The organism is Saliphagus infecundisoli, from assembly GCF_020177375.1.
Lineage (GTDB): Archaea > Halobacteriota > Halobacteria > Halobacteriales > Natrialbaceae > Saliphagus > Saliphagus infecundisoli.
On record NZ_JAIWHV010000002.1, the window covers coordinates 216,936 to 241,405 of the forward strand.

28 protein-coding genes and 1 tRNA gene are annotated in these 24,470 nt (G+C 69.8%); 13 read left to right on the forward strand and 16 right to left on the reverse strand.

The genetic code is table 11. The annotated features are described in order from the left end of the window. The first annotated feature begins 29 nt into the window (after positions 1-29). Complete coding sequence (locus LCF40_RS05875) at positions 30-1,433, forward strand: MATE family efflux transporter (RefSeq protein WP_380683715.1); 1,404 nt, start codon at positions 30-32, stop codon at positions 1,431-1,433. Between the two features lie 49 nt (positions 1,434-1,482). Further along, positions 1,483-2,802: a cation:proton antiporter gene (locus tag LCF40_RS05880; protein WP_224827735.1), complete on the forward strand. Its 1,320-nt coding sequence runs from the start codon at positions 1,483-1,485 to the stop codon at positions 2,800-2,802. 27 nt (positions 2,803-2,829) lie between these two features. Here LCF40_RS05880 and LCF40_RS05885 read toward each other — a convergent pair whose 3' ends face one another. The 4 genes from LCF40_RS05885 to trmY all read right to left on the reverse strand — a co-directional run bounded on the left by LCF40_RS05885 (position 2,830) and on the right by trmY (position 4,637). Next, positions 2,830-3,186, reverse strand: a complete 357-nt coding sequence (locus tag LCF40_RS05885; protein WP_114577892.1) for a hypothetical protein — start codon at positions 3,184-3,186, stop codon at positions 2,830-2,832. Positions 3,187-3,493: 307 nt separating this feature from the next. Continuing rightward, positions 3,494-3,566, reverse strand: a tRNA-Pro gene (locus LCF40_RS05890). A 76-nt stretch (positions 3,567-3,642) separates the two neighbouring features. Next, the gene (locus tag LCF40_RS05895; protein ID WP_224827736.1) at positions 3,643-4,044 is read right to left on the reverse strand and encodes a CHY zinc finger protein; all 402 of its coding nucleotides are present in this window, start codon (positions 4,042-4,044) and stop codon (positions 3,643-3,645) included. After that, positions 4,044-4,637 carry a tRNA (pseudouridine(54)-N(1))-methyltransferase TrmY gene (gene trmY / locus LCF40_RS05900; protein ID WP_224827737.1) on the reverse strand — a complete coding sequence of 198 codons (594 nt, stop codon included), beginning with the start codon at positions 4,635-4,637 and terminating at the stop codon, positions 4,044-4,046. The genes LCF40_RS05895 and trmY overlap by 1 nt, the downstream gene beginning before the upstream one ends. 99 nt (positions 4,638-4,736) lie before the next feature. Between trmY and LCF40_RS05905 the strand changes: the two genes are divergently transcribed. Continuing rightward, on the forward strand, positions 4,737-4,895 hold the full coding sequence (locus LCF40_RS05905) for an HVO_A0556 family zinc finger protein (RefSeq protein WP_224827738.1): 159 nt from the start codon (positions 4,737-4,739) through the stop codon (positions 4,893-4,895). Positions 4,896-4,922: 27 nt separating this feature from the next. Here the strand turns inward: LCF40_RS05905 and LCF40_RS05910 are convergent, their stop codons facing one another. Further along, positions 4,923-6,221, reverse strand: a complete 1,299-nt coding sequence (locus LCF40_RS05910) for a S1C family serine protease (protein ID WP_224827739.1) — start codon at positions 6,219-6,221, stop codon at positions 4,923-4,925. Positions 6,222-6,303: 82 nt separating this feature from the next. On the opposite strand from LCF40_RS05910, the gene LCF40_RS05915 reads away from it, so the two are divergent. The 5 genes from LCF40_RS05915 to LCF40_RS05935 all read left to right on the forward strand — a co-directional run bounded on the left by LCF40_RS05915 (position 6,304) and on the right by LCF40_RS05935 (position 11,504). Continuing rightward, the gene (locus tag LCF40_RS05915; protein ID WP_114577888.1) at positions 6,304-7,656 is read left to right on the forward strand and encodes a tRNA pseudouridine(54/55) synthase Pus10; all 1,353 of its coding nucleotides are present in this window, start codon (positions 6,304-6,306) and stop codon (positions 7,654-7,656) included. Between the two features lie 71 nt (positions 7,657-7,727). After that, positions 7,728-8,198 (forward strand): YbaK/EbsC family protein, encoded by a 471-nt coding sequence (locus LCF40_RS05920; RefSeq protein WP_114577887.1) that lies wholly within the window; start codon positions 7,728-7,730, stop codon positions 8,196-8,198. Between the two features lie 628 nt (positions 8,199-8,826). Next, positions 8,827-9,483 carry a ribonuclease HII gene (rnhB, locus tag LCF40_RS05925; RefSeq protein WP_114576757.1) on the forward strand — a complete coding sequence of 219 codons (657 nt, stop codon included), beginning with the start codon at positions 8,827-8,829 and terminating at the stop codon, positions 9,481-9,483. A gap of 73 nt (positions 9,484-9,556) precedes the next feature. Then, entirely contained in the window at positions 9,557-10,456 is a 900-nt protein-coding gene (locus tag LCF40_RS05930; protein WP_224827740.1) for a DUF502 domain-containing protein, read from the forward strand. Positions 10,457-10,493: 37 nt separating this feature from the next. Further along, complete coding sequence (locus tag LCF40_RS05935) at positions 10,494-11,504, forward strand: sodium:calcium antiporter (protein WP_224827741.1); 1,011 nt, start codon at positions 10,494-10,496, stop codon at positions 11,502-11,504. 19 nt (positions 11,505-11,523) lie between these two features. On the opposite strand, the gene LCF40_RS05940 is transcribed toward LCF40_RS05935, so the two are convergent. The 3 genes from LCF40_RS05940 to secF all read right to left on the reverse strand — a co-directional run bounded on the left by LCF40_RS05940 (position 11,524) and on the right by secF (position 14,813). Continuing rightward, a complete protein-coding gene (locus LCF40_RS05940) occupies positions 11,524-12,240 on the reverse strand; it encodes a DUF2270 domain-containing protein (protein WP_224827742.1) in 717 nt (238 codons plus the stop codon). 108 nt (positions 12,241-12,348) lie between these two features. Then, positions 12,349-13,935, reverse strand: a complete 1,587-nt coding sequence (locus LCF40_RS05945; protein ID WP_224827743.1) for a preprotein translocase subunit SecD — start codon at positions 13,933-13,935, stop codon at positions 12,349-12,351. Further along, positions 13,935-14,813, reverse strand: coding sequence for a protein translocase subunit SecF (secF, locus tag LCF40_RS05950; RefSeq protein WP_224827744.1), 879 nt, complete (start codon positions 14,811-14,813; stop codon positions 13,935-13,937). Before secF ends, LCF40_RS05945 begins: the two co-directional genes overlap by 1 nt. Positions 14,814-14,931: 118 nt before the next feature. Between secF and LCF40_RS05955 the strand changes: the two genes are divergently transcribed. After that, positions 14,932-15,288, forward strand: a complete 357-nt coding sequence (locus tag LCF40_RS05955; protein ID WP_224827745.1) for a DUF7968 family protein — start codon at positions 14,932-14,934, stop codon at positions 15,286-15,288. A gap of 14 nt (positions 15,289-15,302) precedes the next feature. Here LCF40_RS05955 and LCF40_RS05960 read toward each other — a convergent pair whose 3' ends face one another. After that, complete coding sequence (locus tag LCF40_RS05960) at positions 15,303-15,689, reverse strand: hypothetical protein (RefSeq protein WP_224827746.1); 387 nt, start codon at positions 15,687-15,689, stop codon at positions 15,303-15,305. Positions 15,690-16,007: 318 nt separating this feature from the next. Between LCF40_RS05960 and LCF40_RS05965 the strand changes: the two genes are divergently transcribed. Next, a complete protein-coding gene (locus LCF40_RS05965) occupies positions 16,008-16,280 on the forward strand; it encodes a hypothetical protein (RefSeq protein WP_114576765.1) in 273 nt (90 codons plus the stop codon). Here LCF40_RS05965 and LCF40_RS05970 read toward each other — a convergent pair. Genes LCF40_RS05970 through LCF40_RS05980 form a run of 3 tightly spaced genes read right to left on the reverse strand, consistent with a single transcriptional unit; the run spans position 16,277 to position 17,834 of the window. Then, positions 16,277-16,765 carry an NUDIX hydrolase gene (locus LCF40_RS05970; RefSeq protein ID WP_114576766.1) on the reverse strand — a complete coding sequence of 163 codons (489 nt, stop codon included), beginning with the start codon at positions 16,763-16,765 and terminating at the stop codon, positions 16,277-16,279. The genes LCF40_RS05965 and LCF40_RS05970 overlap by 4 nt on opposite strands. 12 nt (positions 16,766-16,777) lie before the next feature. Continuing rightward, entirely contained in the window at positions 16,778-17,257 is a 480-nt protein-coding gene (locus LCF40_RS05975; protein ID WP_114576767.1) for a DUF5812 family protein, read from the reverse strand. A gap of 37 nt (positions 17,258-17,294) precedes the next feature. Next, on the reverse strand, positions 17,295-17,834 hold the full coding sequence (locus tag LCF40_RS05980) for a DUF8056 family protein (RefSeq protein ID WP_114576768.1): 540 nt from the start codon (positions 17,832-17,834) through the stop codon (positions 17,295-17,297). 131 nt (positions 17,835-17,965) lie between these two features. Between LCF40_RS05980 and LCF40_RS05985 the strand changes: the two genes are divergently transcribed. Both LCF40_RS05985 and LCF40_RS05990 read left to right on the forward strand, forming a co-directional pair. Continuing rightward, positions 17,966-19,288 (forward strand): glucose-6-phosphate isomerase, encoded by a 1,323-nt coding sequence (locus LCF40_RS05985; protein ID WP_224827747.1) that lies wholly within the window; start codon positions 17,966-17,968, stop codon positions 19,286-19,288. A gap of 30 nt (positions 19,289-19,318) precedes the next feature. Then, positions 19,319-20,434: a CPBP family intramembrane glutamic endopeptidase gene (locus LCF40_RS05990; protein WP_224827748.1), complete on the forward strand. Its 1,116-nt coding sequence runs from the start codon at positions 19,319-19,321 to the stop codon at positions 20,432-20,434. A gap of 40 nt (positions 20,435-20,474) precedes the next feature. On the opposite strand, the gene LCF40_RS05995 is transcribed toward LCF40_RS05990, so the two are convergent. Both LCF40_RS05995 and LCF40_RS06000 read right to left on the reverse strand, forming a co-directional pair. Continuing rightward, positions 20,475-20,933, reverse strand: coding sequence for an NOB1 family endonuclease (locus LCF40_RS05995; protein ID WP_114576771.1), 459 nt, complete (start codon positions 20,931-20,933; stop codon positions 20,475-20,477). A 4-nt stretch (positions 20,934-20,937) separates the two neighbouring features. After that, the gene (locus LCF40_RS06000; protein WP_114576772.1) at positions 20,938-21,183 is read right to left on the reverse strand and encodes a PRC-barrel domain-containing protein; all 246 of its coding nucleotides are present in this window, start codon (positions 21,181-21,183) and stop codon (positions 20,938-20,940) included. A 111-nt stretch (positions 21,184-21,294) separates the two neighbouring features. On the opposite strand from LCF40_RS06000, the gene infB reads away from it, so the two are divergent. Beyond that, positions 21,295-23,103, forward strand: coding sequence for a translation initiation factor IF-2 (gene infB, locus LCF40_RS06005; RefSeq protein ID WP_224827749.1), 1,809 nt, complete (start codon positions 21,295-21,297; stop codon positions 23,101-23,103). Positions 23,104-23,125: 22 nt separating this feature from the next. Here infB and LCF40_RS06010 read toward each other — a convergent pair whose 3' ends face one another. Together LCF40_RS06010 and LCF40_RS06015 are read right to left on the reverse strand one after the other, a co-directional pair. After that, positions 23,126-23,962, reverse strand: a complete 837-nt coding sequence (locus LCF40_RS06010; protein ID WP_224827750.1) for an MSCRAMM family adhesin SdrC — start codon at positions 23,960-23,962, stop codon at positions 23,126-23,128. Between the two features lie 95 nt (positions 23,963-24,057). Further along, a complete protein-coding gene (locus tag LCF40_RS06015; protein WP_114576775.1) occupies positions 24,058-24,453 on the reverse strand; it encodes a DUF5811 family protein in 396 nt (131 codons plus the stop codon). Between the last annotated feature and the right edge of the window lie 17 nt (positions 24,454-24,470).

Consider the following 24,470-nt stretch of genomic DNA (forward strand, 5'->3'; position numbering starts at 1 on the left):
TTTATCGGGGTCGGCATCCGGGCGAGTGGATGGCGCTGCTCGGTCGGGGACGCGACGACGTGCTCGCGGTCTGGCGGCGAGCCGTCGGGCTGGGGTGGCCGATCGCGGTCCAGCAGACGCTGAACACGCTGATGCGGACCGTCGACGTCGTCGTCACCGGCCTCTTCTCCCCGGCGGCGGTCGCCGCCGTCGGCCTCGCCGACCTCTACGCCCAGCTCCCGCTGCGGATCGGCCTGGGCCTCGGGACGGGCGCCATCGCGCTCTCGAGCCAGGACACCGGCCGGGGCGCCGACCTGGACCGGGACCGGGCGGTCAGCCAGGCGCTGCTGATCGGGTTTCTCTGTGGGCTTCCCCTCGTCGCGGTCGGCCTGCTCGCGGCCCCCTCCCTGATCGCGGTGCTCGGTGCCGAGACCGAGGTCGTCACGCTCGGCGGGGCCTATCTGACGCTGGTCTTCGTGGCCGCGCCGGTCCGGATCGTCGGCCTCGTCGGCGCCCGCGCGCTCCAGGGAACGGGCGACACCCGCACCCCGATGTACGTCAACGGGACGGCGAACGTCTGTAACATCCTCCTGACGGTGAGCCTCGGCCTCGGGATCTCCGTCGCGCCCGACCTCGGTATCGTCGGCGTCGGGCTCGCGACGGCCGTCAGCCGCACGCTGGAGGCGGTCGCGGTGGTCGGAGCGATCGCCAGCGAGCGGACCCCGCCCGGGCTCACCCGGCCTCGAGACCCCACGATCACCCGCCAGCTGATCGCGGTCAGCGTCCCGAACTTCGCCGAGGGGATGAGCACCTCGCTGGCGAACTTCCCGTTCAACGCCCTCCTCCTGCTCTTTGGCACCGAGGTCAACGCCGCCTACCACATCGGCCGGCGAATCTACCAGCAGCTCACCGGGCCGATCTACCGCTCGCTCTCGACGGTGGCGAGCATCGTCGTCGGCCAGACCGTCGGCGAGGACGACCCCGCGGGCGCCCGGTTCGCTGCCCGGGCAATCCTCGTCCTCGGGACCGTCACGATGGGCGTCTCGGGGGTCGTCCTCGTCGTCGCCGCCGCCCCGCTCGCGGGCGTGTTCACGAGCGACGCGGCGACGAGGGCCTACGCGGTCGAGTTCACCCGGGTCTTCGGCGTCTCGATGCTCTTCTTCGGGGTCTTCTTCCCGCTTTCGGGCGCGCTGCGGGGCGCCGGCGACACCCGGACGCCGTTCTACGCCCGGTTTCTCGGCACGGTCGTCTTCATGCTCGCCGGCTCGTACCTGCTCGCGATCACCCTCGGCTACGGCCTCCCCGGGGTCTACGTCGGGATCGTCCTCTCCTACGTCTGCTGGGCGGCCGTCGTCGCCGCGGGCTTCCGGTGGGGAAACTGGCTCGAGACGGCCGCCTCGATGATCGACGAGCGCGCGGAGGCGGAGGGCGAAACCGGTCCCGGACGGTCGTAGCCCGCGGCAAGCCGCCCGTTTACCGTCCCCGGTGCCGTAGGGTCGGGGAGTGAGTCCGTATGACGTCTTCCTCGTGATCGTCGCCCTCGGGCTGTTCGGGGCGATCGTCCTCCCCCGGCGGCTCGCCGGGAAGCCCCTCTCGCTCCCGATCGTTTACGTCGCCCTCGGCGCGGTCCTCTTTACGGTCGTGCCGGGCGCGCCCGCGGTCGATCCGGTCGCCACCCCGGCGGCGACCGAGCGCCTCGCCGAGCTCGTCGTGATCGTCGCCCTGATGGGCGCGGGGCTGAAGATCGACCGGCCGTTCGGCCTCGCGGGCTGGGCTTCGACCTGGCGGCTGCTCGCCGTCGCGATGCCCGTCACGATCACGCTGACCGCACTCCTGGGCTGGGGCGTACTCGGACTCCTGCCCGCGACGGCCGTCTTGCTGGGTGCGGTTCTCGCGCCAACCGATCCCGTCCTGGCATCCGACGTCGAAGCCGGTGCGCCCCTGACCGAGGTCGAAGAGGAGCGCGCGCCCGAGAACCGCTGGGGGTCGGTACGGTTCTCGCTGACGTCCGAGGCGGGGCTCAACGACGGGCTCGCCTTTCCGTTTACCTACCTCGCGATCGCGCTCGCAGCGGCGACCGGGCCCGCCGCCACGGGCGGCTGGCGGTGGCTCGCGGAGTGGGCGCTCGTCGACGTCGGCTACCGGATCGCCGTCGGCGTCCTCGCCGGCTATGCGATTGGAGTCCTGATGGCTCGGCTCGTCTTCGGCTCGCCGGCGCCCTCCCGCCGGGCCGAGGTGATGGCCGGCGCCGAGGCGCTCGCGACGACGCTGCTCGCCTACGGCCTGACCGAACTGGTCGGCGGCTACGGCTTTCTGGCGGTGTTCGTCGCGGCACTCGCGCTCAGACGCTACGAGTGGACCCACGAGTACCACCGCGAGCTCCACGACTTCGCGGCGATCGTCGAACGCCTGCTGATGGCGGCCGTCCTCGTTCTCTTCGGCGGCGCGGTCGCCGGCGGCCTGCTCGCCCCGCTGACGCCGGCCGGCGTCGCGGTCGCGCTCGCGATCCTCCTCGTCGTCCGGCCGCTCTCGGGCCTGCTCGCGTTCGCGGGTTCGGACGCCCCCCTGGCCGACCGGGCGGCGGTCTCCTGGTTCGGGATCCGCGGCGTCGGTTCGTTTTACTACCTCTCCTTTGCGCTCGCTCACGCCTCGTTTACGGAAATCGAACTCCTCGTCGCGGCCGAGCGCCTCTGGGCGGTCGTCGGCTTGGTCGTCCTCGCCTCGATCGTCCTCCACGGGATCACCGCGAGCCCGGCGATGGCCGCCATCGACCGCCGCCGGCACGGCGACCCCGATCCCGGCCCCGACCCCGACGACCGCTGATCGAGCGATCTGCGGACCGCGAGCGGGTCAGAATCCCGGAACGCCCACCGCCTCGAACGTGACGATCTCGAGGACGGCGAGGACGTACATCACGACGAAGACGGTGAGCCAGGCCCCGAGGGTGATCAACAGGGCATCGATCCACCCGCCGGGATACCGCGAGTTGATGATCGCGAGGTAGGCGATGAACACCAGGATCGGCCCCAGCAGCGGAACCCACCCGAAGAAGAAGCCGACGACCGCCCAGACGATCGCTCCCAGCAGGGCGGTCACGATCGCGTAGGTGTAGTCCTCGACCCCCGTGACGACCCGGGCACCGACGTAGATGCCCAGCGCGCCGATCAGGAGGCTGACGACGAACACGATGATGGATGCGACGACCATGCCCAGGATCGTCCACGAGGAGTGTAAACAAGGTAGTGCTTGCAACGGCCGATATCGACCCCTTCAACGGTTCTCGCGAGGAGATGTCCACGAGCAATGACCAGTCTCGGACGGGACGAACCGGGCGGAGACGAATCGGGCAGGCAACAGCGCGACTCCGGTCGATCACGGTACGAGAAGTAGGCCGGCGCGAATTCGAACTCCTGGGGACTCGCTTCGCTCGTCCGCCGTGCTCGAATCCGCTTGGGTCCATTTACCCGCATCTCGGACTCGTCGCTGCGCTCCTCGTATCGCGGTGCGGGAAAAGTGGGCCGGCGCGAATTCGAATCGCGGTTACGGCCACCCGAAGGCCGAAGGATACCAAGCTACCCCACCGGCCCGCAGGCGGACTAACGCCCGTTGATCGTTTAACGTTTCCGGAACTGCGACCCTCGAGGACCGGGCCGCAGGCGAGGGCTATGTCTCGAGATACCGGTCGTGATGGCGACGGCAGCCGGGGTTGAACGCGGCCCCGCAGTCGGGACAGGCCTCGTCGCAGGCGAGATAGGCCTCGACGGAGAGGGTCGCGCCGCAGGCACCACAGAGCACGCCGGGCTCGCCGAACGCCGACCGGGGGATCCGCTCTCCGTCGTGGTCGGCGAGTTCCTCGTGGCAGGAAAAACAGGGGTAGTAGGTGCCACAGCAGGGAAACCGGAAGGCGATCACGTCCACCGGGTCGTCGTAGTGGGCACACCGCGTCTCGCGATCGACGGCGACGCCCCGCAGCGGGACCGAAAAGCGGTCGTCGGTCTCCGGCGGCGGGGTCGTCCGCCGGTCGCCGTCGTCGCCCTGCCCGCCGTCCCCCGCTTCCCGGTCCATCAGTACGCCGTGTAGCCGTCGGTATCCAGCCAGTTGTGCGCGACGGTGATCGCCTGGTCGGCGTGGACTCTCGTGGGGCCGATCCGGAGCCGTCGGTCGGCCCGCTCGGCGAGCAGCTCGCCCTCGCGCTCGGTGAAGTCACGGTGGTCCGAGAGGACGAAAACGGGATCCGCGGGCGGCTCGGTCTCCGCGAGCGGGTCGCCGTCCTCGTGGAGCGTGAGGAGCGGCCCCTCGCCGGCGACCGCATCGAGGGTGGCCTCGATCCCCCGCCTGTAGAGGGAGATCCCGGGGCTCGGTTCGGCGGGCATCGCGCCGATGGCCTCCTCGCGGGCGTCGAGGGCGGTCCGAACCAGGGCTGCAGTGCTTCGCTCGTCGGGGTTCAGCCGCCGCAGCTCGCTCCCGTCGAAGGTGATCGCGAGTTCGTCCCGGCAGACGACGTGGACCCGGACGTCCTCGCGGATGTCGTGGGAGACGAGCAGGGCGGCGGTGATCGACCGGCAGAGCGCGTCGAGGCGACCGGCGCCGGGGAGGTCGTCGAGCGAGAAGTCGGCGTCGGTCGGGAGTTCGTGGCCGAGGCAGACGAACTGGCGCATACCGGCATGAGGGCGGCCGGCGGGATAGGACCCTCGTTTCGCGTGCGGGTTGCATACGCATGGGGAGGCGTTTCCCCTCGCGCGGGCGGAGCCCGGCCCATGGCACGAGCCGAGCGCGGCGGGGCCCGCGAACTGTTCGCCAGGCTCGAGGGGCGAGCGTGTACGTACTGCGATGGCGACCTCGTTCGCGAGCGCTACAAGGGCGATCGGGCGGTCGTCTGTGTGGAGTGTGGGACGCCGGCAGCGCGAGCGCCGTGAGGTCGCGAGAACGGCGCGCCCCCGTCGTCAGGGCGACTGGGACGCGGATCCCGTCCCCATCTCCTCGGCGATCTCCGCGCGGGCGCCGAGGGTGACCTCGACGGTGGTTTCCTCGCCGTCGCGGTAGACCCGGACGGGCACCGTCTCGCCGGGACTCGTCTGGAGGGCGAGGACCCGCGCGAGGGCGTGGCCGTCGGGGGTCGACTCGCCGGCGAGCTCGAGAACGACGTCGCCACCGACCGGGACAGCGCTCCCGCCGCGCTGGACCTGGTTGGGCGACGGTTCGAGGACGCCGTCAGCGGGGCCGCCATCGACGACGTCGTAGACGATGACGCCGTCGGCCTCCGGGAGGTCGTTCTCCTCGGCGATCGTCGGATCGACGGGCACGTGGCTGATCCCCAGAACCGGGTGGCGGTACTCGCCCTCCTCGATCAGGGCGGGAACGACCCGGTCGGTCAGCGCCGCCGAGATCGCGAAGCCGACGTTGTCGCCGCCGGCGGCGTTGATGACGCCGACGACCTCTCCCTCTAAATCGACGAGCGGGCCGCCGCTGTTGCCGGGGTTGATCCCGGCGTCGGTCTGGACGACGTTCGGGTAGGCAAACCCCTGGCCGGGCATCTCGAGGGTGCGATCGACGCCGCTGACGATCCCCTGGCTCATCGAGCCCTCGAGCCCGAACGGGTTCCCGATCGCGAGCACCTCCTGGCCGACCCGGGGGGAATCGGTCGCGAGGCCGAGGGGCTCTGCGTCCTCGGGGACGTGATCGACCTCGAGGACGGCGAGGTCGCTGTAGCGATCCGAGCCCAGGATCTCGGTCGTCGCCCAGTCGCCGTTGGTGTAGCGGACGTCGACCTCGTCGCCGTTGACGACGACGTGTTGGTTCGTGACGACGTGGCGGTCGTCGTACAGAAAGCCCGAGCCCTGTCCCTGGCCCTGATTGCCGGTCCGTGGGTCCTCGACGCCGCCGACCTGAAGGAACGTGACCGAACCGACGACCGCTTCGTAGACCTCGTGGTAGACGTCCGCGTCCGCCGCCGGATCGGTGGCGTTCTCGCCCGCCTCCGTCGCCGTCCCGTTGGATTCCGTTCCGTTCGTCGCGGTCCCGTTCGCGTCCGTCTCGTTCGTCCCGGTGGCGGCGTCGGTCCCGTTGGTCGCGCTCCCGTTCGTTCCGTCCGTGTCGTTCGTCTCGTTTGCATCGTCCGTGTCGTTCGTCCCCGCCTGGTTCAGCGGGTTCGAACAGCCGGCGAGCGCGCTCGCAGACGCGACGCCGACGGCCGCGAGAAGCCGTCGCCGGCCGAGGTCGGGGCCCGCTCGGGGATCACTCATGGCCTCGTCGAGGGACGGGACGGACTTGAATCCTCGGCGTCGAAGGGAAAACGTGTTACCCCGCCCGTCCCGAGGACAGGCGATGACGATACTCGAGCAGGCCCGCGCGGTCGCCGGGACGGGGCCGGTCTGTGCGACCTGTCTCGGACGCCCCTTCGCCGAACGGAGCTTCGGGCTGACGAACGCCGAGCGCGGGCGGGCACTGCGGACGACGATCGCCCTGGAGGACGACGAGCCCCACGAGCCGGTCTCCCCCGTCGACTGCTGGGTCTGTGAGGGCTACTGCGCCCCGGAGGTCGCCGACGCGCTCGCCGAGGCCGTCGTCGCCGCCCTCGAGGGGTTCTCGGTCGGGAGCTACCAGGTCGGTACCCGAACGCCGCCGCTGGTCGAGGAGAACGACCGCCTCCTCCGGGAGGACGCGGGCCTCCCCGCCGACGCCGGCGACGCACTCAATCGCGACCGCAACCGCGAGGTCGGCCGCCGGGTCGGCACCCGCCTGGAGGGGGCCGACGTCGACTTCGACCGACCCGACGCCCTCGCCGTGATCGATCTCGAGGCGTTCGACCCCCGGGAGGTCATAGAGACCGGCACCGTGACGGGCCACGCCGTCGACGTCCAGGTCAACCCCGCGTTCGTCTACGGGCGCTACCGCAAGCGCGAACGCGAAATCCCCCAGACCGAGTGGCCCTGCCGGGAGTGTGGCGGCAGCGGCGTCCAGCTCGGCGACGACGGCGAGGAGCCCTGCGACCACTGCGGGGGCTCGGGCTACATGTACGACACGAGCGTCGAGCAGGTCGTCCGCCCCCACGTCGTCGAGGCGATGGACGGCGAAGCGGGCACCTTCCACGGCGCGGGCCGCGAGGACGTCGACGCCCGGATGCTCGGGGAGGGACGGCCCTTCGTCCTCGAAGTGGAACGCCCCCGTAACCGCTCGCCGGAGCTCGCGCCGGTCGAGACGGCGATCAACGAATCGGAGGTGGGCGTCGAGGTCTCCGGCCTCCGGCTCGCGAGCTACGAGACCGTCGAGCGCGTGAAAGAACACGCGGCGAGCAAGCGGTATCGGGCCGAGGTCGCCTTCGGCGAGCCGGTCGAGGAGGGCGAACTGGAGGGCGCCCTCGCCGAACTCCGGGGAACGACCGTCGCCCAGGAGACGCCCCAGCGGGTCGATCACCGCCGGGCGAGCATGGTCCGCGAGCGGACCGTCTACGACGCCGGCGGCGACCTCGAGGAGCCGACCCGGGCCGACGTCGAGATCCACGGCGAGGGGGGCCTCTACGTGAAGGAGCTGATAAGCGGCGACGACGACCGGACCGAGCCGAGCCTCGCGGGCCTGCTCGGCACCGACGCGGAGGTGACGGCCCTCGACGTCCTCGCGGTGGAAGGCGAGGACGAGCCGTTCGAACGCGAGGAGTTCTTCCTCGACGACGGCGAGTGAGTTCGGCGCCGAACACACACGGTTCGGCCGGATCGTGGAGATCATGTTCCCCCACCCCGTCCGACCTCGGTATGCACCGGCGAGCCCGGGAGTTTCGGGACCGCGTGACCGATCAGTTCGGCATCGACCTCGCGATCCACGAGTTCCCCGAGGGGACGAAGACCGCCGAGGACGCCGCGGCCGCCGTCGGCTGCGAGGTGAGGGCGATCGCCAGCGCGCTCGTCTTCGTCGCCGACGGCGATCCGATCGTGGTCGTCACCAGCGGCGCCAACCGGGCCAGCGAGGCAAAGGTGGCCGAGGAACTCGAGACCGGAGACGTGAGGATGGCCGATCCCGACACCGTCCGGGAGGCCACCGGCTACGCCATCGGGGGCGTCCCGCCGTTCGGTCACGACGGTGACGTCCCGACGCTCGTCGACGAGACGCTCCTCGCGGAAGAGGAAGTGTGGGCCGCCGCCGGCACCCCCGAGGCCGTCTTCCCGATCGACCCCGAGCGGCTGGTCGAGTTCGCGGGGGCCAGGCCCGCCGACGTGGTCGAGTAGTCCCAGGAACTCGTGGACGGTTCACCGAATCGGTTTCGCGAGGACGTCCGAGGGCGATCCTGTTCAGTGGAGGTGCCGACTGAGCGATCGGTAACGAGTAAGACTTCCGAGACTAGTCAACCCCAAAACATTAATTCGAATATATGTCTATAGCTGAGATATGGCTTCGATATCGGCCGGATACGCCAGTTACGGAATTTTTGCCTTCGGATTGCTGATGCTCGTTGCGACCATTGTGTTCTCCTCACAGACGGCACTTGCCTGTCAGTTTGACAGTGCGATTTATGATATGATCGGCATCCACCCGACGCGGAGTTCGATCGAAGGGGTCGTTCCACCCGGAACGGGTGGTCCTCTCCGAGGAGGTGGACTCATCTGGAACGATGGATGTAATGAACGCGGGAGCCCGCTTCTGCTTCCCGTATTAGGTGTAATCGGAACAATCACGGGGCTGCGTTTTATCATATGGGACGTTCACACGCAGTATTTATCTAACTGACCTCCGTGTTCTGTCGTTGATCTCTACTGGGCAGTGCGGGCAAGAGGGTGGCCATGAGAACCAGGCTCGTCCCACCCACGGCCACCGGGAGCCACAACGGTTTTGTCCCGGCCGTCCGACCGCCGAGTCATGCCGTTCGGAGCCGACGAGGCCGGCAAGGGGCCGGCGCTGGGGTCGATGTTCGCCGCGGCCCTCTACGTCGCGGACCCGAGTGCGCTCCCCGAGGGAGTCGCGGACTCGAAACGCCTGTCCCCGGAGCGCCGCGAGGAGCTCGCCGCCGCCCTTCGAGGGGACGACCGGGTCCGGATCGGCGTCGCCGAGATCACGACCGAACGGATCGACGACCCCGAGACCGACATGAACGGGCTCGCGGTCTCCGCCCACGCCGAGGCGATCGACGGGGCGCTGTCGGGGCTCGGCGGCGACGAGCCGGTCCCGGGGCTGTGTGACGCCTGCGACACCGACGCCGCCCGCTTTGCGGATCGGGTCGAGGCGGCCTGCGAGGCCGCCGTGGCGGTCGAGGCCGAACACGCCGCCGACGACGCGGACCCGGTCGTCGCCGCGGCGAGCATCGTCGCGAAGGTCTCCCGGGACGCCCACGTCGCGACTCTCGCCGAGGAGTACGGCACGGTCGGCAGCGGCTACCCGAGCGACCCGACGACCCGCGCGTACATCGAGGGCTACGTCGCCGACCACGGCGAACTGCCGCCCGCTGCCCGGGAGTCGTGGGCGACCTGCGCCGACGCGCTCGCGGCGGCCGAACAACGCGGGCTGGGGGAGTTTTGAACATGGCGGGTCATGCAAGCCTCATCTCCTTGCCGATACCGTGGTTATCCCGTCGCGTGACAGGGAGGCGACGATGAACGGCGACGACTGGGGACCGTTTCGGGCGGGCAAGTCGATCTACACGGAGATCAGCGAGGTCGTCCTCGCGGGGATCGCGATCATCGTCCCGATCGTCGTCACCGTCTACGTGCTCCAGGTGGCACTCGGGTTCGTCGCCGGCGCGCTCGGACCGATCATCGCCTTTCTGGACTTCGTCGGCATGTTCGATCTGATCGAGGCGACCGGCTTTCTTCCCCTGCTCGCCGACATCGGGCTCTACCGCTGGACGATCGACTTCCTCACCGAGATCATCGCGTTGCTCGCGCTGTTCGCGCTCATCGTCGTCATCGGTCTGATCGCCTACCACCCGTGGGGCCGGCGACTGGTCGACTTCTTCGACGTCGCCATCGAGTCGATCCCCGGGGTCGGCACCGTCTATCGGAGCTTCCGGCGGATGGGCGACATCATGCTGGACGACGACGTCGACAACTTCCAGGAGGTCAACCTGGTCGAACTCCACGGCGAGGGAACGTACGTCATCGGCTTCCGGGTGGGCGAGGCCCCTTCGGTCGTCGAGGACGCGACCGGCGACGGGTCGGTGACGATGTTCATCCCGTTCGCGCCGAACCCGGTCACTGGTGGGTTTCTCACCTACGTCTCGCCCGACCAGCTCCACGACGTCGAGATGACAGTCGAGGAGGGCGTCCGGAACATCATCACCAGCGGCGTCTCCGGCCACGAGTCCGACCAGGCCGACATCGACCTCGCGCTCGACACTCCCGTCGTCCAGGAGGTCATCGAGAACGGGCCGGATCTGACCGACTCCGGCGACGAAGCCGACGAGACGACCGACGGCCGGCGGTTCCGGACCGGGAGCGACGCGGCCAGAGACGAGCACGCCGGCGGCGACCGGGAGAACGACCGCGGGAACTGATCGCGTCCTTTATTCCGCCCCCGAGTGATCGACCGCTGTGCTCTCCGTCCTCGCTCTCCTCGCCGTCGCCGCGGTCGCGACCGCGGTCGTCTGGGTCGGCAGCAGCCGTCTCGAGGACGCCGCCGCCGACCTCGCGGTCGCCTACGGCGCGCCCGCGGTCGTCCAGGGCGCGATCATCGCCGCCGTCGGCTCGAGCATGCCCGAGCTCGCGAGCGTCCTCGTGGCGGCGGGACTCCACGGCGAGTTCGAACTCGGGATCGGCGCCATCGTCGGCTCGGCCGTGTTCAACCTGCTCGTGATCCCCGCGATCTCGGTGCTCGTCGGCGGACGCGCGGAGACGAGCCGCGACCTCGTCTTCAAGGAGTCGCTGTTCTACATGCTCGCGGTCGCGACCCTCCTGCTCACGTTCTCGCTTTCGGTGATCTACTACCCCACCGACGGTGCCCTCTCGGGGAACGTGACCCGCCCGCTCGCGCTCGTCCCCCTCGCGCTCTACGGGCTCTACCTCTACACCCAGTATCTCGAGATCTCGGAGGGGGGCATGACCCGGGACGCCTCGATCGCGCTGGGACGGACCTGGCTCCGCTTCGGAGGCGGCCTCGTGTTGATCGTCATCGGGGTCGAGGGGCTCGTCCGGGCGGCCATCGGGCTCGGCGACGCGTTCGGAACCCCCGCCTTTCTCTGGGGGATGACCGTCGTCGCCGCGGGCTCGAGCGTCCCCGACGCGTTCGTCAGCATCGTCGCGGCCCGGGAGGGCCGGCCGACGGTGAGCCTGGCGAACGTGCTCGGGAGCAACGTCTTCGACCTGCTGGTGGCGATCCCCGTCGGGGTGCTCGTCGCCGGCTCGTTCCCGATCGCCTTCCCCAACGTCGTCCCGATGATGGCCTTCCTGGTCGGGGCGACCATCGCCTTCTTCGTCATCGCGCGCACCGAGATGGCGCTCTCCCGGCGGGAGGCCTGGCTGTTGCTCGTCCTCTACGCTTGCTTCGTCGTCTGGCTCGTCGTCGAGAGCGTCGGCCTCACGGGCGTGCTCCCCGAGACCGGGTAGGGTGGAGCCAGCACGCCCGTCACTCCTCGTCCTCGTCCTTCCACTCGCCCGGGTTCACGTCGTGGTACTCGCCTTTTGCCTGCCGGGGGGTCGGCCAGACCGTCACTCCCAGGAGCGCGAGGTAGTAGCCGAGGACGACCGCGACGACGACAGTTCCCGGGATCCCCGGGACCGAGGCCGTCTCGAGCCAGTCTTCCCCCGAGACGAAGACCGTGATCCGGAAGATCCACGCGACCAGCAGGACGCTCTGGAGGGGGAAGTACACCCGCCGCAGGCGCCGGGTCATCGCCTCCCGCCTCGAGACCTTCAGCGTCGGCTTCCGGAGGTCGTCGGCGATCGCCCGGCGCCACTCCTGGTGGACCGCCCCGTCGGGATCGAAGGCGTTGGCGAAGACGTTCTCCTCGATCAGACGGACCCGCGCCCGCGTCGCGTCGTACGACCGGTATCGCCGGAGGTCGAAGGCCAGAAGGATCGACAGCGCGAGCATCCCGATCAGCAGGAAGTACGGCGGGCTGTCGGGGGTCGCAAACGACAGCGCGAGGACGGCGGCGAGCAGGCCGATCGCCCAGTCGACGGTGAGGTCGAGCCGGCTGACCCCCGTCGACATCTGGCCGACCTCGCCGCGGTAGTAGTGGGGGAGCAAGGAGAGGAAGTCCGAGGACTCCCGCCCGGCCTCGGCGGCCACCTCGCGTCCCTCCTCGCGTTCGGGGTCGAACGAGTCGTCGTCGGGTCCCATGCCACGAGTAGGGTTCCAGCGGATAAAACACGCCTCGTCGCCGGGCGTGACGTCCCGGTTTCGGCGACGGTCGGGGGCGAGAGCCAGTGGCGCCGCGACGCCGGCGGGCTACTCCCCGGTCAGCAGGTATCGCAGGATGTCGCCGTAGGCCGGACGGGTGACGAAGACGCCGATCAACACCCCGAGGATGGTGATGATCGCGAACCCGCGCAGATCGCCGAGGCTGAGGACGGCGAGGGGCGCCATCGCGATGATCGTCGTCGCGGCGGCGGCCCCGATCACCCAGAACGCCTTCCTGAAGCGGGAGGCGAACACCCGCCGGGAGTTGACGTCGCCTTCCTCCATCACCTCGTCGGCGATGATGATGAGGTCGTCGACGCCGGTGCCGACGACCGCGATGAAGCCGGCGACGTGGGAGAGATCCAGGGGCATCCGGATCGCCGCCGCGAAGCCGAGCAGGATCACCACCTCCGCGAGCGCGGTCACGACCATCGGCCCCGCGACCCGCCGGTCGGCGTAGCGGAGGTAGACGACGCCGCTCACCGTCAGTACCGAGAGGACGCCCGTGACCAGCGAGAACAGCTTGAACTGCTCTGCGAGGGCGGGCTCGACCGAGAACGTCCGGTCGTTCTCGAAGTCGAGGGGTGCCCGCAGGCTCCCCGCCCGGAGGTTGACCGACAGCGCCTGGGCCTCGGTCTGGGAGGGTGCGAGCATGACGAACTGGGGGTCCTCGACCCACTCGCCGCTTCGCATCGGCCCCGCGAGATCGGGACCCATGCTGTGGGCGTCGACGACCTCGCCGTCGACGATGGTCAGCAGACAGTAGTTTTGCCCGTCGGTTCCGGGCTCGCCGAAGCCACACTGGCCGACCCCCGGACCCGTGAAGCCGTACTCGTTCATCGCGGCCTGGAACTCCGGAGCCGCCTCCTCGGAGACGCTCACCGGGACGTGGTGGCCGTTCTGCTCGTTGTACGCCGCCGGATCGACGCCCGCGAAGTCGCCCTGCTCGAGGACGGTCTCGTTGGTCTGGCCGCCCTCGCCGTCGGGGTAGTGAGCCCGGACCTCGACGATCCCGCGCTCGGAGAGCAGGGTTCGAAGCTCCGCGGGCGTGCGGTCGGGGACCTCGGTGACGATGTAGTACTGGCCGTTGGGGGCCGACGACTGGGAGACCCGCCCGCCCGAGAGGCCGGCCTCGTTGATCTTCGTCTCTATCGTCCGGATGATCGAGTCCCGGGTCGACTGGGTGACGCCGTCGCGGACGTCGCCTTCCGTCGCGTCGACGCCGGCCGCCCGGAGGGCCGCGGCGAACTCCTCGTGGGAGACGTCGTCGACGAACAGCTCGGCGGTGTGAAAGCCGCTGTCCTGGTGGAACTGGACGCTGACGTTCGCGGAGTCGACCCCGAGTTCATCCTCGAGGGTCGCCTCGACCTCGCCCGCCCGGTCGGGTTCGATCTCCAACTCCTCGGCGGTGGTGCCGACGACCGGGGCGCTGATACGGGTGCCGCCGTCGAGCCCGAGCCCGTAGGCGAGGTTCGTCGGGCTCGCCCCGGCGTCGGCGCTCTCGTTCCCGCCGCCGGCGAACTCGTCCTGGGGGAGGAGCCCGCCGGGGACGAACAGCGCTACGAGGGCGACGCCCACGAGGATCACGAGGAGGATGACCCGCCAGTGGGCCCCGACGACCGATCGAAGGCCCATCAGCGGGCCACCCCCTCGTGGACGTACCACCGCAGGAGGCTCAGGTTCAGCAGGTAGGTGTTCAGCAGGTCGGCCGCCAGCCCGACGAAGAGGATCAGTCCAATCGAGGAAAGCAGGTCGATGCCGAAGGCGGTCGCGGCGACGGCCATCACCGCCATCGCGGCCATCGAGGTCACGGTCATCGTCACCCCGGTTCGCATCGCCCGGTGGACGCTCTCGGTGAAGTCGCCGCCCCGCCGGAGCACCGAGTTGTTGAGCAGGATGTCGGAGTCGACGGAGTAGCCGATCAGCATCAGGAGTGCGGCGACGGTGCCGAGCGAGAGCGGGATTCCGACGAGGTTCATCACCGCAAGCGGGATCACGATGTCCGAAAACGCCGAGACTACGATGGCGACGCTCGGGACGAACGTCCGAAAGAGCGCGAACGCGAGGACGCTCATGCCGACGAAGGCGGCACCCACCCCCAAAAGTGCGGTCCGCTGGGCCTGAGCACCGAAGGCAGCCGACGTCGACGTTACCGACTGGACGACCTCCCCGTCGCCCGCCGGCTCCAGGTTGGCCGCGGCCTGCTCGCTCAGGGCGGACTCGTCGGTCGAGGCGAACTGGACGATGTAGCGGTCGTCCTCGGCCTGGACGGCCTGGACCGACTCGGGTTCGGCGTCGAACGCCGCGGGGATCTCGGCGCGGTCGCTGGCGGTGTCGACGGTCAGCTCGGTTCCGCCGGCGAACTCGATGCCCATCGCGACGGGCGCGCCGGTCAGCAGGTACCAGCCCAGCAGTATCGCGAGCGCGAGGGCCAACACCGCGAGCGGAACCGCCGCGAGCTGGCGGTCGGAGTAGGGCGTGTAATCGATCTCCGGGACGTCGAAGCCCCCCATCGTCCGCACGTCGAACGGGCCCCAGGTAAGCCTTCTCACTTCCGCCAGCGGGCGCCGACCACGACGCGGCTCCACGGGTGGGCGGGAGAGCTTTCCCCCTTGAGGTCGTTCATCGAGTATGGCTCGAGGGACCGACCGACACGGCGGAGCGAGCGAGGAACCGACCGCGGAGGCCGACCGGATCGTCGTCTCCTACCCGGCGGACCTCTCGGAGTGGGGCCGCTCCCGGCTCGAGGAACCCTCGTTTCTGGCGTGGCTCGGAAAGACCCACGACGCGGCCGCGGCGGGCGACGTCTGGGAGGAGTTCGTCGACGTCGGTTGCTGTGGCTCGACGCTCGACGTCCCCCTCCGCGTCGAGGGGATCGAGGGCGGCTCGCGGATCGGCGAGGACACCGAGATCGAGTACGCCGTCCGGGAGGCCTGCGGGATCGAGGGGAGCTGGCAGGTCCAGAGCGAGGGCGCTCCCGAGAGCTAACGACGGTCGGCCGACTACTCGTCGGCTCCATCGGCGCCGTCGGCACTCGGCGACCGCGTATGGGAGTCGGGTTCGAAGCCGTCGCCACGGTCGACGCCTCCCGTCTCCACGTGCTCCCGTCGTTCGCTCGTCGGTGGGCCGTAGCGTGCCGGCGGCCGCTCCCACCGGAGCCGCGGACGCCCCTCGGACGCCGGCTCCACCCGCCGAACCGGCGTCTCCACGTAGAGCTCGACGAGGAACTCCGCCTCGAGGGACTCGAGGCTGACCGGCCCCTCGCGGGCGCGTTCCGTCCGCTCGAGAAACGCCCGTAGCTCCGCCGAGATCGGGTCCTCGGACTCGATCTCCAGGTCGTCGTGGATGACGGCCGCGGTCCCGTCGCCGTCGATGACGTGTAGCTTCATCGATTCCTCTCGGTGCTCCTCGGGACGGATGCCCACGTGTCCTCCGGCACCTATCGTGGAAGACGCCGCCGGGACCCGTCTCGCTACCGGGATACAGCGAGCGTCTCGACAAAAGCGTGTCCCAATTTCTCGCCCCGAATCCGTAGAAAGAAGGGGCGGCATCCAAACGTTCACTCCGTCTCGCTCCGGGTCGATCGCGTCGATCGCGTCGAACGCGTCGAACGCGTCGAGAGTCCTCGAGGGGGGCACCCCACTGACGCGGCCGCCGGCCGTCGCGACCGGGGCGGAGTATTAGTCCCCGCGGGCCGTCCGTGGTCCATGGCCGAACGGGTCGAACTCTCCGACTGGGTGGAACTGACCGCACAACTGCGCCGGTTCGCCGACGGCGCGGAGACGACCGTCGACGACGACCGGATCCGGATCGAGTTCGGATCGGCCCACGTCGAGATCGGGCGGGAGGGGCGCGTCGAGACGGGGATGCCCCTCCACGGGTTCGAGCGGGAGGGCGACGCCGAGTTCGTCGTCGACCACGAGGCGGGCACGCTCACCGTCGAGGGCGAGACCACGAGCTACACGTTCAGACGGCCCTAGAGGTACTCCCGGAGGTACTCGTCGTCGTGGAGGGCCTCAGGAAGCGACTCGAACCACCGGGCCGCCTCGATCTCGTCCTCGGCGACGCCCAGTTCCGAGGGATCGGGGATCTCGCCGCTCGCGCGGGCCGAATAGACGACGAACCGTGCCGAGAACCGCTCCCGGCCGTCGTCCGCCGAGACGTAGCGCTGGTCGAGGACGACGAGCGGCGAGCCGACGGTCCCCTCGAGTCCGGTCTCCTCGCGTAGCTCCCGGCGGGCCGCGGCCGCCGGCGGTTCGCCGGGCTCGACGCTCCCGCCGGGGAGAAACCAGCCGTCGGTCCAGGCGTTCCTGACGAGCGCGATCCGCCCGTCGGGGTCGAGGACTCGCGTCGCGGCCGCGAGCGCGGTTCCCTCGAGGGCCCACTCCCGGAGGTCGTGGAGTTTGGACTCGGGGAGCCTGAGAGTCTGTGGCTCGCGCGGGACCTCCGGTGGAAACCGATCCATCAGTCGGGTGAATCAGTCCGGCAGGTAGCGCACGCTGACGACGCCCTCCCCCTCCTCGGCCGACCGCCGCACCTCGACCCGGACGGCCTCGAGACGGGCCGCCCGCGCGACCGTCTCCGTGTCCTCGAGGACGTCCTCGGCGGCGGCCTCGACCTCGCCGGGCGGGACCGGGAGAACGTGGATCTCGCCGGTTCCCGCCCGCTCGATCCGGGCGACGTCGCCGACGTCGGTCCCGGCGGCGACCTCCTGCTCCTGGGTGGTGGGTGCCAGATCGCTGTCGACGACCTCGACGGTCCGGCGATCCTCGATCTCGGCCACCTCCCAGGTGACCTCCATCGGCGGTTCGGGCGCGAGGGTCGCCTCGAGGACGTCGCCCGTCTCGAGGTCGGGGTTCGCAGAGAGGGTGTGGAGCTGTGCGGTTTCTACATCCCGGACGATGGCGCTGTCGGGGTCGGCCTCGGTGACGATGAAGGTCCCGCTCCGTTCGCTCATGGGCGGGAGGAGGCGAGCCGCGGGCTTCGGGCTTTCGTTAGCGCGAGCGCAGGTGGACGGCGTAGATCGCGAGTGCCGCGACGACCGGCAACAGGAGGCCGACGGGGGCGGGGAGGGCGTACAGCGCCTCCAACAGGGCGCCGCCCGTCCCGTCGGTCCCGACCTGCTGGGCGGGTGGCGTCGAGACGATCAGGGCGACGTACACCGACGCGGCGAACGCGAAGCCCGAAACCGCGAGCCGGCGGTCGTAGGTCGCGTCCGCCCCCCTATCGCGGTCGCCGCTGCCCCGACGATGCCGGCGAGCGACGAACAGCACCGGGGCGACGAGGGGGCCGACGACGAGCAGGGCGACGACGACGAAGAACGCGCGCATGAGCGAGATCGTCCCGCCGGAGGCGGCGGCCGTGTCCGCGATGAGGACGACCAGTGCGAGCGCGAAGATCACCGCAACGCCGGCGGCCAGCAGCCCGCCCACTGCCGCGTAGAGCTTGAACAGGAGGGAGCCGCTCCGGCGGAAGGCGTAGGGGAAGGCGCCGAGCAACCCGCTGTAGGACCGGTCGTCGGCCGCGTTTGCCATTGCCGAGGGTACGGCGGCCGGCGGAATAAGCGGTGCGGTCGGCGGATGGCGGAGCACGACGGGCCCGACGGACGACGTACGGCGACGGCTCACGACGGAACGCCTTTGGCCCCGGCGGTCGGGGCAGGCGTATGGAGATAGACGTCGGCAACGCGCTCGCGTCGGTCGCCTCGCCGGGGGTCTCGCGGGACTCGCTGGAACGCCTCGACGAGCGCGTCGCGCGGGCCCACGAACGCATCGAGGCCGGGCGCGCCGAGGGCGAACACGGCTACGCCGCCCTCGAGCTCCCCGTCGAGACCGACCCCGAGCCGATCCACGGCGCCGTCGACTCGTTGGAGATCGATCCCGAGGCGCTCGTCACGGTCGGCATCGGCGGCAGCGCCCTCGGCGCGAAGACGCTCGTCGACGCCCTCGGCTCCGGCGAGGTCGAGACGGTCTTTCTGGACAACGTCGATCCCGACTGGGTCTCCCGGCGGCTCGCCAACCTCCCCCTCGAGCGTACCGCCGTCAACGTCGTCTCCCGGTCGGGAACGACCGCCGAGACGCTCGCGAACTTCCTCGTCGTCAGGGAGGCCATGGAGGAGACGGGCGTGGACTGGACCGACCGGACCGTGGTGACGACCGGCGAGTCGGGCCCGCTGGCCGAACTCGCCGACGGCCACGACCTCCCGAAACTCGCGGTCCCCGACGGAGTTCCGGGCCGGTTCTCGGCGCTCTCTCCGGTCGGGCTGTTCGCGCCCGCAGTCTGTGGCCACGACATCGAGGCGATCCTCGACGGTGCTCGCGCAGAACGCGAGACGCTCTCGGGATCGCTCTTTTCCTGTCCGGCCTACGCCTACGGCGCGACGACCTACGCCCTCGAGACGCGCGGGGCGTCGGTCAACGCGATGATGCCCTATGCTGAGTCCTTAGAGACCTTCGCCGAGTGGTTCGCCCAGCTGTGGGCCGAGAGCCTCGGCAAGGACGGGCTGGGCCAGGCGCCCGTCCGGGCGCTTGGCGCGACCGACCAGCACTCCCAGCTCCAGCGCTATCGCGCGGGTCCCCGCGACACCCTCGTCACGTTCGTCACCCCCCGGGAACGCGGGGAACGAGAGATCCCCGACGCGGGGATCGAGGACCTGGACTACCTCTCGGGTGCGGGTCTCGAGGAGCTGATCGACGCCGAGTTCGAGGCGACCGAGGCGAGCCTCGCGGCCGCGGGCCGGCCGACCGTCCGCCTCGAGATCGACTCGGTAGACGCCCGCTCGGTCGGCGGCCTGCTCTACGGGATGGAGGCGGCCTGCGTGCTCGCGGGCGAACTCGCGGGCATCTCCGCGTTCGACCAGCCCGCCGTCGAGTGGGCCAAACGCGCGACCCGCGGCCTGCTCGGCGGCGGCGAGTTCGCCGAGAGCGAGGCGGTCGCCGAGAAGACCGAACTGCGGATCGGCGGCCCGTCGGGCGCGTCGATGCGGTGACGCTTTGGGGGCGGAGCCGAAGGGAGAGGTATGACCGAACGGGTGGAGAGTGCGGGTGGCGTCGGCAGCGACCGGGTCGTCCCGGCCGTCGGGACGGTGCTGGCGGGGCTCGCGCTCGTGGGCCTGCTCTCGCCGGTGACCCGGAGCGGGGTCGACGCGCTCGCGGTGTTTGCGGCGGCCGGCCTCGCCGCCGCGGCCGTCGGCGCGTTCGTGCTCCGTCGCCACGGCGCCATCGGGAAGCGGCCGGCCGGGATCGTCGCCGCGGCCGCGAGCCTCGGCGCACTCTTGCTCGCGGGCTACGCGCTGAACCGGGGGCTGGTCGGGCCGGTCGGGTTCGGGCCGGTGTCGGTGCCGACGGTCGTCGTCGCCGTCCTCGCCGCCGGCGGCGCGCTGGCGCTCGGGGTCGCCGAGGCCGTCGGCCTCGGGGATCGCGAGGTCCTCACGCGGACGCGCCTCGCCATGGGTTTGGGGGTCGTCGGCGCGGTCGGCCTCCTCGCGGCGTACGCGGCGACCTTCGTCGTCGCCGTCCCGGCGATAGTCGTCCTCGGGACGTTCTCACAGACCGAGGAGATCGTCCTCTCGCAGCTCGGAATGGCCGTCGGCACCGGCGCGGTCGCCGTCGCCTACCTCCGGCTCACCGACCGGCCGTTGTCGTTTCTCGACGTTCGGGTCCCCTCCCTGCGGGACGTCGGCTGGACGGTCGGCGGGCTTGTCGCCCTCGTCGCCGTGTTGCTCGCGATCAGCGCGCTGATGAGCGTCGTCGGCGCCGAGCAATCGACGCACTCGACGGCCGAGGCAGCGGCCGAGAACCCCGAGATCCTCCTCGTGCTCATCCCCGCCGCCGTCCTCGTCATCGGCCCCTTCGAGGAGCTGCTCTACCGAAACGTCATCCAGAAGTCGCTGTACGGCGAGTTCTCGCGGGCCGGCAGCGTCGTCGTCGGCAGCGTCCTCTTCGCGGTCGTCCACGTCATTAGCTACAACACTGCCACGGTCGGCGCCGTGATCGCGAGCCTCGCGGTCGTCTTCGGGCTCTCGATCGTGCTCGGGGCCCTCTACGAGCGAACCGAGAACCTCGTCGTGCCCGCGCTGGTCCACGGGCTCTACAACGCGATCGTCTTCGCGAACCTCTACGTCACGTACGCGTGAGCGGGGCTCGGGGGCCACGACGGGTCGATAGAACGGATCGTCAGGACGGGTTCTTCCGGGCGAGCTCCGAGCCACAGATCGGACACCGCTCTTTCTCCTCGTCGAACTCCCGGCCACAGCCCTGACACTGGAAGCGCCAGTCGCGCTGTTCCTCGATCCCCTCGCGGGCGATCACCTCGACGTCCACGTTCAGCTTCTCGGCGACGTTCTGCATCGCGTAGTCGTCGGTGACGAGGACGGCGTCGAGTTCGAAGGCGGCGGCGACGAGTCTGACGTCGGTCTCCGAAAGCTCCGCTAAGTCGCCCGATTCCTTTGCGGCCCGCCGGACGGTCTCGAAGGTGTCGTCGTCGGGAATGTGGACGTACATCCCCGACCCCTCCATGGCGTCGTAACGGTAGGCGCTCTCGTCGGTCAGCTCCTCGCGGACCATCGGGATCGTCGCCGTCCGCTCGGTGGTGTGAAAGTCGTGGATGAACGCCGAGGAGTCGAGGACGTGCATGACCTCAGCGCTGGACGACGATGTAGTCTTTGACCGCACGGACCCGATCGATCGGGACGTAGAAGCGACCGGTGTCGTCCTGCTCGAAGTCGACGGATCGAGTGGCCACGTCGTCGTCGGGTTCGACGACGAGGTCGTGGAGCTTCCCCGAGTGCGTATCGACCGTGATGTTGTACAGCATCCCCAGTTCGGTGCCGTCCGAGCCCATGACGAGACGCCCGAACAGGTTCTCCGCGAGTACGTCGCTCATACCTCCCCTTCTGACTTATGACTATTAAACGCCACGGGGCCGCCGGGCCAGACGATGGGTTTAACTGTCGCCCCGGGGACCACACTACCAGTCCCTTCTCGGGTGGTCACCATGTCGGATACCGATACAGAGACGGACGCTCATACACCCTCCCTCAGAACGCCGATCGTCGCCGTGCTCGGCCACGTCGACCACGGCAAGACGAGCCTGCTGGACAAGGTCCGGGGTTCGGCGGTCATCGAGGGCGAAGCCGGCGCGATCACCCAACACATCGGCGCGACCGCGGTGCCCCTCGAGGTCATCTCCGAGATCGCGGGCGACCTCGTCGAGCCCGACGACTTCGACCTCCCCGGACTCCTGTTCATCGACACGCCGGGCCACCACTCGTTTACTACCCTGCGATCGCGGGGCGGCGCGCTCGCGGACATCGCGATCCTGGTGGTCGACGTCAACGACGGCTTCCAGCCCCAGACCCGCGAGGCCCTCGAGATCCTCCAGCGCTCGGAGACCCCCTTCATCGTCGCGGCGAACAAGGTCGACACCGTCCCGGGCTGGAACGCCAACGAGGACACCCCGATCCAGAGCACCTACGACCAGCAATCCGAGCGCGTCCAGGGCGCCGTCGACACCGCCCTCTACGAGATCATCGGCCAGCTTTCGGAGGCGGGGTTCTCCGCGGACCTCTACTGGCGGGTCCAGAACTTCCAACGCAACGTCGGCGTCGTCCCCGTGTCGGCGATGACCGGCGAGGGGGTGCCGGACCTGCTGGCGGTGATGATGGGGCTCTCCCAGCGCTACATGAAAGCGGAGATGGAGATCGATGTCGCCGGTCCCGGCGTCGGCACCGTGTTGGAAGTAAAGGAGGAGAAAGGGTTCGGGACGACGATCGACACCGTCCTCTACGACGGAACGATCCGGGCCGACGACCGCCTCGTCGTCGGCGGAACCAACGACCCGATCGTCACCGACGTCCGGGCCTTGCTCCAGCCCCGCCCGCTCGCCGAGATCCGTACCGAGAGCCGCTTCGAGCGCGTCGATGAGGTCTCTGCGGCCTCGGGGATCAAGATCGCCGCGCCCGACCTCGGCGATGCGATGGCCGGCGCGCCCGTCCGAGTGGTCAGAGACCGTCCCGTCGAGGACGTGATCGCCGAAGTCAGGGCCGAACTCGCCGACATCGCCGTCGACACCGCCGATGAGGGCGTCGTCGTCAAGGCCGACACCCTCGGCAGTCTCGAGGCGATGGCCGACGCCCTGGCCGACGCCGAGGTCCCCATCGTCCGCGCGGAGGTCGGCGACGTCGCCCCCCGGGACGTCTCGGTCGCCTCGACGGCCGACGACGCGAACGAACGCGTCATCCTCGGCTTCAACGTCGACGTGCTGGACGACGCCGAGCGCCGCGCCGAGATCGACGACGTTCGCCTGTTTACCGACGACGTCATCTACCAGCTGATCGAGGGCTACGAGCGGTTCGTCGAGGAGCGCGAACGCGCCCAGCAGGACACGGTCCTCGAGTCGATCACTCGACCCGCCCGCTTCCGGATCCTCCCCGATCACGTCTTCCGCCAGAACGACCCCGCGGTCGTCGGCGTCGAGGTCGGCTCGGGCACGATCCGGACCAACGCCGTTGTCGCCGCCTTCGAGGGCAACGAGACCGATCGCGTCGGCCAGATCAAGGGCATCCAGGAACAGGGCGAGGACGTCGAGGAGGCCCGCGCGGGCGAGCGGGTGAGCGTCGCCATCGACGGCCCCACCGTCGGCCGCGACATCGAGGAGGACGACGAGCTCTGGATCGAACTCCCCGAGAAACACGCGAAGATCTTAGAACAGGAACTCGCCGACGAGATACCCGCCGACGAACTCGAGGCGCTCAACATGTACTTGGAGCGCCGCCGGAAACGCGACCCCTTCTGGGGGAAGTAGCTCCTCGCTCGGAGAACACCCGCTACTCGGTCACGGTGAACTCGCTGCCGATTCCGAGATCGGTGTCCTCCCTGCCCTCCGGCGAACTGACGCTCCAGTAGACGAACCGGTACGTGCCCGGTTCGAGGAGCTCACAGACCGCGTACGGCGTTTCGCCGAGCGTCGGCTTCGCCATCCCCTCCCGGGTCAGCGTCAGCGACCACTCGAACCACGCGGTCGGCGGGGACGACTCCGGCTTTATCGAGCCCATATCCATCCAAGTCTCGAGGGCCGAATTCACCCGATAGATGGATTCCCAGCCGTCGTCGGTCTCCCGTTCGACGGTGAACTTCTCGCCGGTTCCGAACCGGGAGTTGTCGTCTCCCTCCAGCCATCGAAGCGTCGCCGTGATCTCCTCGCCGAGCGCGACGGGGTCGGGAGAGGCCTCGAGTTCGAACGTCTCGCCGGTGTCGTACTCGAGCCGTCCGTACTCGACCTCCTCGAACTTCCCCGAGAGGGGAACGAGACTCTCGCCACACGACGGCGGCTCCCGGAGCTCCATTCCGCTGTCCTCCGGGGAGTTTATCCTGGGACTCCCGTGCCAGCCGATCGTCTCGTTCGAGTCGCCGGAGTCCGTGGAATCGGTGGAATCGGTAGACCCGTTCGAGTCGTTCGATTCGGTAGAGCTGTTCGAGTCGGTGGATTCCGTGGATCCATCGGATTCGGTAGAACCGTTCGATTCCGTGGATTCGTCGGAGTCAGTCGAGTCGCCGTCTCTCTCGTCGCTCCCGCCGGGATCGGAGTCGCCATCGCTCAGACAGCCCGCGAGGACGAGTCCCGTACCCGCTCCGACCGTCGAAACGAACGCGCGCCGGTCCATACCCGTCCTTGACCGTCACCCAAAGAAAAACGTGGGTAACGTGAAACGTTCTTTTCACCCAAACCCGAGTGGCGTAGCCGATAGGGATCGACCGTCTACCGCGCGGTCGGCTCGACGCCGTCGCCGATGGCCTGTTTGACCTGGAGGGCTGCGCTCGCGGCCAGCCCGCGGGCGACCTCCGAGCGTTCGTCGGCCGCGATCATCTCGTCGTCGATGGCCGCCTCCACGTCGGGCGTAAAGCCCGCGCTGACGGGGTGGCCGACCGGCGGGCGGACGGCGACGCGGACCTGTGGGCCGGTCGCGCCGTCGGCAACGTCGCCCTGGACGACGTACTCGTCGGGGAGGAACTCCCGGGTTAGGGCGGCGATCCGGGAGACGTCCCGGTTGAGGGCGCGTTTCTGCTCGCCGGACAGCTCGGCGACGTCCTCGGCCGCCCGTTCCCCGGCGTTCGTGACACCCGGCAGCCCACCGTACGGCGTGTTTCCGTTCATGAGAACTCGCTATCCAC